The 12,741-nt window shown below is 62.7% G+C and carries 11 protein-coding genes; 6 read left to right on the top strand and 5 right to left on the bottom strand.

The window, feature by feature from the left end:
- The first annotated feature begins 2 nt into the window (after positions 1-2).
- From B9A31_RS17415 to B9A31_RS17405, 3 genes are all read left to right on the top strand, one after another.
- Positions 3-1,157 (top strand): ABC transporter ATP-binding protein, encoded by a 1,155-nt coding sequence (locus tag B9A31_RS17415; RefSeq protein WP_025753764.1) that lies wholly within the window; start codon positions 3-5, stop codon positions 1,155-1,157.
- A 41-nt stretch (positions 1,158-1,198) separates the two neighbouring features.
- Complete coding sequence (locus B9A31_RS17410) at positions 1,199-2,542, top strand: carbohydrate porin (protein WP_019098215.1); 1,344 nt, start codon at positions 1,199-1,201, stop codon at positions 2,540-2,542.
- A gap of 117 nt (positions 2,543-2,659) precedes the next feature.
- Positions 2,660-3,514: a D-hexose-6-phosphate mutarotase gene (locus tag B9A31_RS17405; RefSeq protein ID WP_016713084.1), complete on the top strand. Its 855-nt coding sequence runs from the start codon at positions 2,660-2,662 to the stop codon at positions 3,512-3,514.
- Here the strand turns inward: B9A31_RS17405 and hexR are convergent.
- Positions 3,507-4,370 carry a DNA-binding transcriptional regulator HexR gene (hexR, locus tag B9A31_RS17400; RefSeq protein ID WP_169774905.1) on the bottom strand — a complete coding sequence of 288 codons (864 nt, stop codon included), beginning with the start codon at positions 4,368-4,370 and terminating at the stop codon, positions 3,507-3,509. The genes B9A31_RS17405 and hexR overlap by 8 nt on opposite strands.
- Positions 4,371-4,581: 211 nt before the next feature.
- Here hexR and zwf point away from each other — a divergent pair, with 211 nt between their 5' ends.
- The 3 genes from zwf to B9A31_RS17385 are packed head-to-tail and all read left to right on the top strand — an operon-like array spanning position 4,582 to position 7,449.
- A complete protein-coding gene (zwf, locus tag B9A31_RS17395) occupies positions 4,582-6,051 on the top strand; it encodes a glucose-6-phosphate dehydrogenase (protein ID WP_016713083.1) in 1,470 nt (489 codons plus the stop codon).
- Positions 6,038-6,751, top strand: coding sequence for a 6-phosphogluconolactonase (gene pgl, locus B9A31_RS17390; protein ID WP_016713082.1), 714 nt, complete (start codon positions 6,038-6,040; stop codon positions 6,749-6,751). The genes zwf and pgl overlap by 14 nt, the downstream gene beginning before the upstream one ends.
- Before the next feature lie 17 nt (positions 6,752-6,768).
- The gene (locus tag B9A31_RS17385) at positions 6,769-7,449 is read left to right on the top strand and encodes a bifunctional 4-hydroxy-2-oxoglutarate aldolase/2-dehydro-3-deoxy-phosphogluconate aldolase (RefSeq protein ID WP_019098216.1); all 681 of its coding nucleotides are present in this window, start codon (positions 6,769-6,771) and stop codon (positions 7,447-7,449) included.
- Positions 7,450-7,586: 137 nt separating this feature from the next.
- Here the strand turns inward: B9A31_RS17385 and leuA are convergent, their stop codons facing one another.
- From leuA to B9A31_RS27775, 4 genes are all read right to left on the bottom strand, one after another.
- Positions 7,587-9,260, bottom strand: a complete 1,674-nt coding sequence (gene leuA / locus B9A31_RS17380; protein WP_016713080.1) for a 2-isopropylmalate synthase — start codon at positions 9,258-9,260, stop codon at positions 7,587-7,589.
- A 433-nt stretch (positions 9,261-9,693) separates the two neighbouring features.
- On the bottom strand, positions 9,694-10,521 hold the full coding sequence (locus B9A31_RS17375) for a M23 family metallopeptidase (protein ID WP_084297173.1): 828 nt from the start codon (positions 10,519-10,521) through the stop codon (positions 9,694-9,696).
- A 3-nt stretch (positions 10,522-10,524) separates the two neighbouring features.
- Complete coding sequence (gene xseA / locus B9A31_RS17370) at positions 10,525-11,904, bottom strand: exodeoxyribonuclease VII large subunit (protein WP_026020419.1); 1,380 nt, start codon at positions 11,902-11,904, stop codon at positions 10,525-10,527.
- A gap of 104 nt (positions 11,905-12,008) precedes the next feature.
- Positions 12,009-12,704 (bottom strand): RHS repeat-associated core domain-containing protein, encoded by a 696-nt coding sequence (locus B9A31_RS27775; RefSeq protein WP_371058801.1) that lies wholly within the window; start codon positions 12,702-12,704, stop codon positions 12,009-12,011.
- Between the last annotated feature and the right edge of the window lie 37 nt (positions 12,705-12,741).

The raw sequence follows: 12,741 nt of genomic DNA, 5'->3' as shown, positions 1-12,741 counted from the left end.
CCATGGCAACGCTCGAACTTCGCAATGTGAACAAGACCTACGGCAGTGGCCTGCCGGATACCCTCAAGGACATCCAGCTGTCGATCAGGGATGGCGAGTTCCTGATCCTGGTCGGCCCCTCGGGCTGCGGCAAGTCAACCTTGATGAACTGCATTGCCGGCCTGGAGCAGATCACTGCCGGTGCGATTCTCATCGACGAGCAGGACGTCAGCGGCATGAGCCCCAAGGACCGCGACATCGCCATGGTGTTCCAGTCCTACGCGTTGTACCCGACCATGAGTGTGCGCGAGAACATCGAGTTTGGCCTGAAGATCCGCAAGCTGCCACAGACCGCCATCGACGAAGAGGTGGCGCGGGTGGCCAAGCTGCTGCAGATCGAGCACCTGCTGGCGCGCAAGCCGGCGCAGCTGTCCGGTGGCCAGCAGCAACGGGTAGCCATGGGGCGGGCGCTGGCGCGGCGGCCGAAGATTTACCTGTTCGACGAACCGCTGTCCAACCTCGATGCCAAGCTGCGGGTCGAGATGCGCACCGAAATGAAGCTGATGCACCAGCGTTTGAAAACCACCACCGTGTACGTCACCCATGACCAGATCGAGGCCATGACCCTGGGCGACAAGGTGGCGGTGATGAAGGACGGCATCATCCAGCAGTTCGGCACCCCCCAGCAGATCTACAACGACCCGGCCAACCAGTTTGTCGCCAGTTTCATCGGTTCGCCGCCGATGAACTTCATCCCGGTGCGCCTCACGCAGCAGGAGGGGCGCTTGTTGGCCGTGCTCGACAGCGGCCAGGCACGCTGCGAGCTGCCCTTGGGCGTCGCCGGTGACGAACTGGACGGCCGCGAGATCATCCTCGGCATCCGCCCCGAGCAGATTGCCTTGGGCACCGTCGAGGGCAACGGCCTGCCGGGCATTCGTGCCGAGGTGCAGGTAACCGAGCCCACCGGGCCGGACCTGCTCGTGTTCGTCACCCTCAACCAGACCAAGGTGTGCTGCCGCCTGGCGCCCGATGTGGCGTGCCGGGTGGGGGACACCCTCAACCTGCAATTCGACCCGGCCCGGGTGCTGCTGTTCGATGCCGGCACGGGCGCGCGCCTGCACCCGGCCAGCCCAGGCGCAGCGGTAAAGGACAACGTGGCTCACTTCAAAGGCCGTTGACTCGTCTACACCATCAATAAGAAAAAAGAGGACGCAAAGGGATGGAACAGCGCAAACGCATCAGGACATTGGGCTCGCTGGCTTTGCTCGCCGTTGTCGGCAGCAGCGGCGCGCAGGCTGCCGAGGCCTTTTCCAGCGAATCGAAATGGATGACCGGCGACTGGGGCGGCACCCGCACCGAATTGCTGGAGAAGGGCTACGACTTCACCCTCGACTACGTCGGCGAGGTGGCTGGCAACCTGCACGGCGGCTACAACGACGACAAGACGGCCCGCTACAGCGACCAGTTTGCCCTTGGCGCACACCTGGACTTGCAAAAGATTCTTGGCTGGCACGATGCCGAGTTCAAGTTGGCGATCACCGAGCGCAGTGGTCGTAACCTGTCCAACGACCGCATCAGCGACCCGCGCGCTGGGCAGTTCAGTTCGGTGCAAGAGGTGTGGGGCCGTGGCCAGACCTGGCGCCTGACCCAGATGTGGATCAAGCAGAAGTACTTCGATGGCGCGCTGGATGTGAAATTCGGCCGCTTCGGCGAGGGCGAGGACTTCAACAGCTTCCCCTGCGACTTCCAGAACCTGGCGTTCTGCGGCTCGCAGGTGGGCAACTGGGTGGGCGGCATCTGGTACAACTGGCCGGTCAGCCAGTGGGCGCTGCGGGTGAAATACAACATCACCCCGGAATTTTTCGTGCAGGTCGGCGCCTTCGAGCAGAACCCCTCCAACCTGGAAACCGGCAACGGCTTCAAGCTCAGCGGCAGCGGAACCAAGGGCGCGATCCTCCCGGTAGAGGCGGTGTGGTCGCCCAAAGTCAACGGCCTGCCGGGCGAGTACCGCCTGGGCTACTACTACAGCACGGCCAAGGCCGACGATGTGTTCGACGACGTCAACGGCAACCCGCAGGCGTTGAGCGGCGAGGCCTTCAAGTCGCATTCCAGCAAGCATGGCTGGTGGGTGGTGGCACAGCAGCAGGTCACTGCACAGGCGGGTGACGTCAACCGTGGCCTTAGCCTGTTCGCCAACTTCACCGTGCACGACAAGGCCACCAACGTGGTCGACAATTACCAGCAGGTGGGGCTGGTCTACAAGGGCGCCTTCGATGCCCGGCCCAAGGATGACATCGGCTTCGGCGTGGCGCGTATTCATGTGAATGACGACGTGAAGAAGCGTGCCGAACTGCTCAATGCCCAGAGCGGTATCAGCGATTACGACAACCCAGGCTTCGTGCCGCTGCAGCGCACCGAGTACAACGCCGAGCTCTATTACGGCTTTCACGTCACCAACTGGCTGACCGTGCGGCCCAACCTGCAGTACATCAAGAGCCCTGGCGGGGTGGACGAGGTGGACAATGCGCTGGTCGCTGGTTTGAAGATTCAGTCGTCATTCTGAGGGCAATTGTTGTAAATTTACGCCAATCCCTTTTCGGTTCCCGGCACCCACTGGCCTGCAGTGGGTGCCAGGGATAGGCCGAGACAGCGCTATCTCAAACAACAAGAGCTCTGAACCATGCCCGAACATCCGCTCCATCGCTTCTTTTCCTCGCAGCGGCCCAGGCCGACATTCGAGTGGGAGCGTTACCAGCAGCGCGATGTGCTGATCATCGATCACCCCCGTTGCCAGGCGGTATTCAGTCGCCAGGGCGCGCAACTGCTGCACTTTCAGCCAGCGGGTGAACGCCCTTGGCTGTGGTGCGCCGAGCAGTGGCCGCAGGTAGGGGCGATCCGTGGTGGCGTGCCGGTGTGCTGGCCGTGGTATGGCCGCCACCCCAGCGAAGACTTGTGGCCTGCCCATGGCTGGGCACGGCTGCTGGACTGGAAGCTGGTGGACAGCCGTGAGGACGAGGAGGGCGTGACCCTGAAGTGGCGACTGGACCTGTGTGACTGGCAGGTAGACCTGCATGCCCGGCTGGGTAGCCGCATGGAACTGAGCCTGAGCACCGAGCATCAGGACAGCGAACCCTGCCAGTTGAGCCATGCACTGCTGGCTTACTGGCGCATCAGTGACGTGTCCGAGATAGCGCTATCCGGGCTTGAGGACATCGAAGGTTACGACCGCTTGAACCGCCAGGCCTGCCGAGAAGATGGCGCGCTGAAGCTCAAGGGGGGCTGCCAGAAGGTCTACCCCGGCACACCGCGTGTGCAACTGCAGGACCCGGCCTGGCAGCGTGAGCTGTGCATCGATACGGGGGACAGCGACGACACCGTGGTCTGGCACCCGGGCAACCGCCCGTTGATGGGCGTGACCGGGCGTGAATGCCAACGCTTCGTCTGTGTCGAGGCCGCCAGCGGCAGTGGCGAGGGCCTGAGCCTGGCGCCGGGGCAGCGTGCCCACCTGCGCCTGCAGGCGCACCGGCTCAGTTGAGCTCGTCGTCCTCGATCGGGTAGCGGCTGGCGTTGAGGCTTTCCTTGATCTTGCGCAGGTGCGGCTGGAAGTCCACGCCGCGGCGCAGGGTCATGCCGGTGGCCAGCACATCGAGCACTGTCAGCTGAATGATCCGCGAAGTCATCGGCATGTAGATGTCGGTGTCTTCCGGCAGCGGAATGTGCAGGCTCAGGCTGCAGGCGTTGGCCAGGGGCGAGCCGGCAGCGGTCAGGCCCAGTACCGAGGCGCCGTTTTCACGGGCCAGCCGGGCCACTTCGACCAGTTCACGGGTGCGCCCGGTGTAGGAAATGATCACGAACAGGTCGCCGGTGTGCGCCACCGAGGCCAGCATGCGCTGCATCAGCACGTCAGCATGGGCCGACACGGCCAGGTTGAAGCGGAAGAACTTGTGCTGCGCATCCAGGGCTACCGGCGCCGAGGCGCCCAGGCCGAAGAAGTGGATTTGCCGGGCCTGGATCATCATGTCCACGGCGCGGCTGACCTGTTGCGGGTCCAGTTGCTGGCAGGCGCTGTCGAGCGAGGCGATGGCGCTGGCGAAGATCTTCTGGGTATAGGCGGCCGGGTCATCGTCGGCCTCTACTGCGCGGCTGACGTAGGCGGCGCCGCTGGCCAGGCTCTGTGCCAGCTGCAGCTTCAGTTCGGGGTAGCCGCTGACGCCGAACGAGCGGCAAAAGCGGTTGACGGTCGGTTCGCTGACCTTGGCTGCCTGGGCCAGCGCAGCAATGCTGAAACGGGTGGCTTGTTGCGGGTTGAGCAGGATGACTTCGGCGACTTTGCGTTCGGCCTTGTTCAGCTCGTCGAGGCGTCCCTGGATCTGCTCCAGGAGGTTTCGCACGCGGTCCATGGGTGTGTCCTTGGGTCGGGAAGACAGCCGGCTGTGGAAGCAGCAGGCTTTTTGCACGGTCGTCTATCGTACTGTCGGCGCGGTTGGCGTACCACTTGTCTGTAACACTTGCGTGTAATGTTGTGGTTTTTACTACATTATCCCTTGAAAACCGCATGTGAAAGCGGTATTCCTAGACCAACTTTAGGAAAGAACCAACATCATGGCTGCGATCAGTGTCGAACCTTGCACCTTTGCCCTGTTTGGCGCCCTCGGCGACCTGGCATTGCGCAAGCTGTTTCCTGCGCTTTACCAGCTTGACCGGGCCAACCTGTTGCACCCGGACACCCGCTTGTTGGCGTTGGCCCGCGAAGCCGGCAGTGCGCAGGAGCACCTGAACAGCATCGAGGCGCACCTGCGCCGGCATGTGCCCGAGGCGGATATCGAGCCAGCAGCGCTGGGGCGCTTTCTCGCCAGGCTGAATTACCAGCATCTGGATTTTCTTCAGCCCGAGGGCTACCAGGCCCTGGCCGAGCAACTGCCAGGCGAGCTGCCGCTGATCGCCTACTTCGCCACGGCGGCAGCGGTGTATGGGGCAATCTGTGAAAACCTCGACAAGGCCGGGCTGGCCCCGCGCACCCGTGTGGTGCTGGAAAAGCCTATCGGCCACGACCTGGAGTCGTCACGCCGGGTCAACGATGCCGTAGCACGGTTCTTCCCCGAAAGCCGGGTTTACCGTATCGATCACTACCTGGGCAAAGAAACGGTGCAAAACCTCATTGCCCTGCGCTTCGCCAACAGCCTGTTCGAAACCCAGTGGAACCAGAATTCCATCTCCCATGTGGAGATCACCGTTGCCGAAAAAGTCGGTATCGAAGGCCGCTGGGGCTATTTCGACAAGGCTGGCCAACTGCGTGACATGATCCAGAACCACCTGCTGCAGCTGCTGTGCCTGATCGCCATGGACCCGCCCAGCGAACTGTCGGCCGATGCCATTCGCGACGAAAAGGTAAAAGTGCTCAAGGCCCTGGCACCGATCACCGGCGACGGGCTAAGCACCCGTGTGGTGCGTGGCCAGTACATTGCCGGCTACAGCGAAGGCAAACCGGTGCCGGGCTACCTGGAGGAAGACAACGCCAATGCCCAGAGTGACACCGAAACGTTCGTCGCACTGCGTGCCGACATTCGCAACTGGCGCTGGTCGGGCGTGCCGTTCTACCTGCGTACCGGCAAGCGCATGCCGCAGAAACTGTCGCAGATCGTTATCCACTTCAAGGAAACGCCGCACTACATCTTCGCCCCGGAACAGCGTTTGCAGATCGGTAACAAGCTGATCATCCGCCTGCAACCGGACGAAGGCATTTCTTTACGGGTAATGACCAAGGAGCAGGGCCTGGACAAGGGCATGCAGCTGCGCAGCGGCCCGTTGCAGCTGAATTTTTCCGACACCTGGCGCAGCACGCGGATTCCGGATGCCTACGAGCGCTTGCTGCTCGAAGTGATGCGTGGCAACCAGAACCTGTTCGTGCGCAAGGACGAAATCGAATATGCCTGGAAATGGTGCGACCAGTTGATCGCCGGCTGGCGTAATGCAGGCGATGCGCCCAAGCCTTACGCGGCGGGCTCCTGGGGGCCGATGAGCTCGATTGCACTGATCACACGCGATGGGAGGGCGTGGTATGGGGATATCTGAACTGAAACTGCCAGCGGCTGTGAAGGTACACGCGCTGGCAGATGCCAAGGCGCTGGCCGCCACTCAAGCCCACGACGTGGCCGAGCGCCTGCGTGCGGCGATTGCTGCCAAGGGCCAGGCCTGCCTGGTGCTGTCCGGCGGCCGCAGCCCGGTGCCGTTCCTGGAGAAGCTGGCCAGCGAAAACCTGGACTGGTCCAAGGTCACCGTCAGCCTGGCCGATGAGCGCTGGGTGCCCGTGGAGCACGCCGACAGCAATGCTGGCCTGCTGGCCCGCCACCTGCTCAAGGGTGCAGCGGCCAAGGCCCGCTTTGTTGGCCTGTACCAGCAGGCGGAGAACCTCGAAGCCGCCGCGCTCAAGGCCGACCAGGCCTTGGCCGGGCTGCCACTTATCGATGTGTTGGTGTTGGGCATGGGCGACGATGGCCATACCGCCTCGCTGTTCCCGGCCAGCCCCAACCTGGAAGCAGGCCTGGACCTGTCCAGCCCGCGCCGCTGCCTGCCGTTGCTGGCACCGAGCGTGCCGCACCAGCGCCTGTCGATGACCCGCTCGCTGCTGGCCAGTGCCGCCTTTACTGCGCTGTCCGTGCAAGGCCAGGGCAAACTCGCTACCCTGCGCGCCGCGCTGGCTGGCAACGACCTCACTGAAATGCCGATTCGCGCTTTTCTTCACGACCCCCTGGACATCTACTGGTGCCCATGAGCCAAGGATCCACAGTCATGACCACCCTTGAACGCCCACAGCCCAAGCTCTCGATGGCCGATAAAGCCGCGCGGATCGATGCCATCTGCGAAAAGGCGCGCATCCTGCCGGTGATCACCATCGCCCGTGAGGAAGACATCCTGCCACTGGCTGATGCCCTGGCCGCTGGCGGCATCCGTACCCTGGAAGTGACCCTGCGCTCGCAGCATGGCCTGAAGGCCATCCAGGTGCTGCGTGAACAGCGCCCGGAGCTGTGCGTTGGTGCCGGTACCGTGCTTGATCGCAGCATGTTTGCCGCCGTTGAAGCGGCGGGCGCGCAATTCGTTGTTACCCCGGGCATTACCCAGGACATTCTCGAAGCTGGCGTGGACAGTGAAATCCCGCTGCTGCCGGGCATCAGCACCCCGTCCGAAATCATGATGGGCTACGCCCTGGGCTACCGCCGCTTCAAGCTGTTCCCGGCGGAAATCAGCGGCGGTGTTGCAGCGATCAAGGCCTTTGGCGGGCCGTTCGGTGATATCCGCTTCTGCCCTACGGGCGGCGTGAACCCGGCCAACGTGCGCAACTACATGGCCTTGCCCAATGTGATGTGCGTGGGCGGGACCTGGATGCTCGACAGCGGCTGGATCAAGAACGGCGACTGGGCGCGGATCGAGGCGTGCAGTGCCGAGGCGATGGCGTTGCTGGACGCCAACTGAATTTGTTGTGTGCTTTACGGCTTATGGGGTGCTTGGTCGGCGCCCCTTTTTTTGCCTGTCATTCTTGTAGGGCCAGAACAGGCAACAAAAAAGCCCGCATCAAACGATGCGGGCTTTTTCATTCATCACACCAGGGCTCAGGCCGCCTTCGCTTCCTGCTGGCTCAGCGAGCGGTTCAGCGCGCTGAACAGCGCCTTGAAGCTGGCAGTGGTGATGTTTTCATCGATACCCACACCATGCACCGGACGGCCACCGGCCACGCGCAATTCAATGTAGGCAGCAGCCTTGGCATTGGTGCCTGCGCCAATGGCATGCTCGTTGTAGTCCATGATCTCCACCGAGATCGGCAGGCCGGCTACCAGGGCTTCCAGGGCGCCGTTGCCCTTGCCGCGCCAGTGCAGGGTGGTTTCCCCTTCGCCGGCGACTTCCACTTCCACGGCGCTGTGGCCGTTTTCTTCCTGCAGGCGGTGGCTGACCAGCGCGTACGGCGCGTTGGCCTGGAGGTATTCCTTGTGCAGCAGGCTGTAGATCTGCTGGGCGGTCATTTCCAGGCCCAGGCGGTCGGTTTCACCCTGGACGACCTGGCTGAATTCGATCTGCATGCGGCGTGGCAGGCTGATGCCGTATTCCTGCTCGAGCAGGTAGGTGATGCCGCCTTTGCCCGACTGGCTGTTGACGCGGATGACCGCCTCGTAGCTGCGGCCGATGTCGGCCGGGTCGATCGGCAAGTAAGGCACTTCCCACAGCTCGCCTTCCTGCTGCTTGGCGAAACCTTTGCGGATGGCGTCCTGGTGCGAGCCGGAGAACGCGGTGTGGACCAGATCGCCCACATACGGGTGGCGTGGGTGCACCGGCAACTGGTTGCACTCTTCGACCACTTTGCGCACGCCGTCGATGTCGGAGAAGTCCAGCAACGGGTCGATGCCCTGGGTGTAGAGGTTCAGTGCCAAGGTCACCAGGTCGACGTTACCGGTACGCTCGCCGTTGCCGAACAGGCAGCCTTCGGCGCGGTCGGCACCCGCCATCAGGCCCAGTTCGGTGGCGGCAATGCCGGTGCCGCGGTCGTTGTGGCAGTGCAGGCTGATGATCACGCTGTCGCGACGGCTGACGTTGCGGCAGAACCACTCGATCTGGTCGGCGTAGATGTTCGGGGTGGACACTTCCACGGTGGCCGGCAGGTTGAGGATGATCTTGTGCTCAGGCGTCGGGTTCCACACTTCGATGACTGCGTCACAGACTTCCTTGGCGAACTCCATTTCGGTGGCGCTGAAGGTTTCTGGCGAGTACTGGAAGGTCCACTGGGTTTCCGGCTGCTGGGCAGCGTACTTGACGAACAGCTTGGCCGCGTTCACCGCGATGTCCTTCACGCCTTGCTTGTCCTGGTTGAAGACGATGCGGCGGAACGACGGGCTGGTGGCGTTGTACAGGTGGACGATGGCTTTCTTGGCACCGCGCAGCGACTCGAAGGTACGGGCGATCAGGTCTTCACGGGCCTGGGTGAGCACCTGAATGGTGGTGTCGTCGGGGATGTGGCCTTCTTCGATCAGCATGCGCACGAAGTCGAAGTCGGTCTGCGAAGCGGACGGGAACGAGGCTTCGATTTCCTTCACACCCACCTGCACCAGGGTCTTCCAGAAGCGCAGTTTCTTCTCCGAATCCATCGGCTCGATCAGCGACTGGTTGCCATCACGCAGGTCAGAGCTGCACCAGATCGGCGCGGCAGTGATGGTCTTCGACGGCCAGGTGCGGTCAGGCAGGTCGATGGTCGGGAAAGCGCGGTACTTCTTCGAAGGGTCTTTGAGCATGGTCATGGAAGCAATCCTTTTGTGTGCGGCCGAGATCGGGCCTGCCGAGCGATAACGAGATGAAGAGGCGAGGCGACGCGATTCAACCTGGTAGTCGGGCGCTGACCAGGCAGAGGCTGCGATGTTGTCGGAGCAGGATGAGGGTGCTGAAGGTTTTCATGCCTTCAAACTTAACCAGTGGGGTGGGGGATGGCAAGCGTTCGAGGAAAATTGAGAGGAATGCTTAAAAAAAGATCTTGTGCGAGATTTTATAGCTGGAATTTGCTGGGTGATTATTGAATGTTGCGCGGTATTTTTCGATGGCGCAACACAGTGGAATTGATGTCGGCAGTGCCGGTCTCTTCGCGGGTAAACCCGCCCCTACCAGCTGCAGCGCAGCCTTCGGATGCGGCGCGCCCCCTGTAGGAGCGGGTTTACCCGCGAAGCAGGCGCTGCGGTTTCAGGGCTGGAACGCCCCAATGAAAATCGCCGGATCCACCCGCGCATCATTCAGGCTGACGTTCCAGTGCATATGCGGCCCGGTCGCCCGCCCGGTGGAGCCCACCCGCCCGACCACCTCGCCACGGCGCAGTTGCTGCCCCACCTGCACATCGATCTTCGACATGTGGCAGAACATGCTGATGAAGCCCTGCCCATGGTCGACGAACACTGTGCGGCCATTGAAGAAGTAGTCCCCCACCAGAATCACCTTGCCATTGGCGGGGGTCTTGATTGGCGTCCCCGCCGGCACCGCGAAGTCCAGCCCTGCATGCGGGTTGCGTTCTTCGCCATTGAAGAAGCGGCGCACGCCAAACTTGCTCGACAGCGGGCCGTTGACCGGCTTGTCGAGGATCAGGTTGCTCGGCAGGCTCGGGCTGAAGCTGCGGTAGGCCTTGATCTGCTCGGCCAGTTCGCGGTCGATGCGCTTGAGGTCGGCGGGGTTCGGGTTGACCTGGCGGGTGTTCTTCAGGGTGATGCGCTGCTCGGGGTATTTTTTGCTCCCCACGCTGAAGGGCAGCGTGCGACCGCCCTGGTTCAGCGTGGCGGTGCCGGGCTTCTGGGTCAGCGGGATGCCGACGATGGCAAGCCAGGTATCCTGCTCTTTCACCACCAGCACCGGCTTGCCGTCGAAGCGGGCACTGGGCGCGCTGGCGGCGGGGCCCAGGTCGACCACTGCAACGCCGCCGGGCACCGGCTTGTTCAGCGTGCGGGTGATGTAGCTGGCCTGAACGCCGCCGGCCAGCAGCAACAGGGAAAGGGCAAGCAAAGGCGCAAGCAGGCGGGGCATGTGTCAGTCCAGTAGTGAGAGGGTGACCGGGGTCAGGTGGTTGTCTTCGACCCGCACCAGCAGCTCGCCTTCGTTCAGGCGAGCGGTCAGGCGCTGGCCGTTGCGGGTCTGTTCGGCGCTGCGGATGGCCTGGCCTTGTTCATCCAGCAAAATGCTGTAGCCGCGGGCAAGGGTGGCCAGCGGGCTGACCACCTGCAGGGTTTGCAACTGAGCCTGGAAGCGTTGGCGGCGATCTTTGAGCACGTCGCGCATGGCCCGCGGCAGGCGCTCGGCCAGGCTGTCCAGGCGCTGGCTCAGCAGTTTCAGGTTACGCCCCGGATGCTGTGCGGCCAAGCGCGTATCCAGGCGTGCCAGGCGCTCGCGGCGCTGGTTGAGGCTGAGCATGAAGGCGCGGCGCAAGCGCATGTCCAGGTCGTCCAGGCGCTGGGCTTGCTGGCGCAAACGCTCGCCCGGGTGGCGCAGGCGCCGGGCCAGGGATTCCAGGCGCAGGCGGTCGTGGGTCAGGCGGTTCTGCATGCGCAGCAGCAGGCGCCGTTGCAGGCCATCCAGGCGTTGCTGCAGGCCACTGTTGTCGGGGGCCAGCAGTTCCGCGGCAGCAGACGGTGTGGGGGCGCGCACGTCAGCGACGAAGTCGCTGATCGACACATCGGTTTCATGGCCCACGGCGCTGACAATCGGCGTTACGCAGGCGGCGACCGCACGCGCCACGGCTTCTTCGTTGAAGCACCACAAGTCTTCCAGCGAGCCGCCCCCACGGGCCAGGATCAGCGCATCGAAACCGAGGCTGTCGGCGAGACGGATGGCACGCACGATCTGCGCGATGGCTTCGCGGCCCTGTACCGCTGTCGGGATCAGGTTCAGCTCTACCTGTGGAGCTCGGCGGCCGAACACGCTGATGATGTCGCGGATCACTGCACCGGTGGGTGATGTGATGATGCCGATGCGTTGGGGGTGGGCCGGTAGCGGCTTCTTGCGTTCGGCGCTGAACAGCCCCTCGGCACCGAGCTTCTCCTTCAGGGCTTCGAACGCCAGGCGCAGTGCGCCATCGCCGGCCGGCTCGACGGTGTCGAGAATCAGCTGGTAGTCGCCACGCCCCTCGAACAGCGAAACCTTGCCGCGCACACGAACGGCAAGGCCGTCTCGCAGTGCCTGGCGTACGCGGGTGGCATTCTGCCGGAACAACGCACAGCGCACCTGGGCGCCGCTGTCCTTGAGGGTGAAGTACATGTGGCCGGACGCCGGGCGGGCGAGGTTGGAAATCTCGCCTTCCACCCACACGCTGCGGAACACGTCTTCCAGCAGCACGCGGGCGCGGCCGTTGAGTTGGCTGACGGTAAGGACCTCACGGTCCAGGCCGAGTCGTTCGAAGGGGTCTTTGATCATGGCGGGCATCATCGCAGTTGAAAGCAGAGAGCTTCAAGCAATATGAGCCTCCATTTGCCAGATTGGCGCCACCTCAGCTCAGACCTGACATATTGTAGATTGGCTCAAATTGAGGCTCGGCGACGACTGAGTGAACTGGTTCGCAACTCATGTGCCTGCATTCCGATATCTGTTACATCCGTCGAGTTCGGAGTTGTAGTTTGCACCGATTGTTGCGTCGCAGACGGGATATCGGTGAGCGAGTTGTTTCCACTGCTTTGCAGGCTCTCCATTGACGCGTAAGGGGTCGCTTCAGCGCTATTGATAGGCTCCTGCGGGCGGGGTTGTATACGCTGGGTCAGTTCCCGTTGCAGGGTGTTAGCTCGCTCAGCTTGTGCAATTTGAAGTGCGGCTCCAGTCGTTTCTTGCTGCTGCGCAAGGCTCTCGAATACTGAAGTCAGGCTGGGTCGCCTGGAAGGGGTTGCTCGGCGTGTTTGGGTAATACGTTTCAAAGGCGCTAAATGTCCAGAAGGGTCGGTAAAGTTCACCGGGTCACCCGCACAGTAGGCATAGCTATTGATTCCACCTTTGCCGAAGGGGCTCAAGCTATCAGCCGAATGGAAACGCAACAGGCGTGGGTTGTAGGTGCGATATCCACTGCCCAGTATGTAGCACCCAGATTGTTGGTCTTGGGGTTCTCCGTTGAATCCCAGCGAGCTTGTGAGGTGGCCTTCCGATTTGCGGTGCCCGTAAGGGCAGTACGGCTTTGCGCGTTGAAGTGCGCAGCACTTGATGCTTTGGTGTGGTTTGAACCCTTCCACGGTGAACGCCCTTCTTCGCTTCCAGATGTTATTCAAA

The organism is Pseudomonas sp. URIL14HWK12:I5, from assembly GCF_900176445.1.
Lineage (GTDB): Bacteria > Pseudomonadota > Gammaproteobacteria > Pseudomonadales > Pseudomonadaceae > Aquipseudomonas > Aquipseudomonas monteilii.
This window is presented reverse-complemented; position numbering and strand designations above follow the sequence as displayed.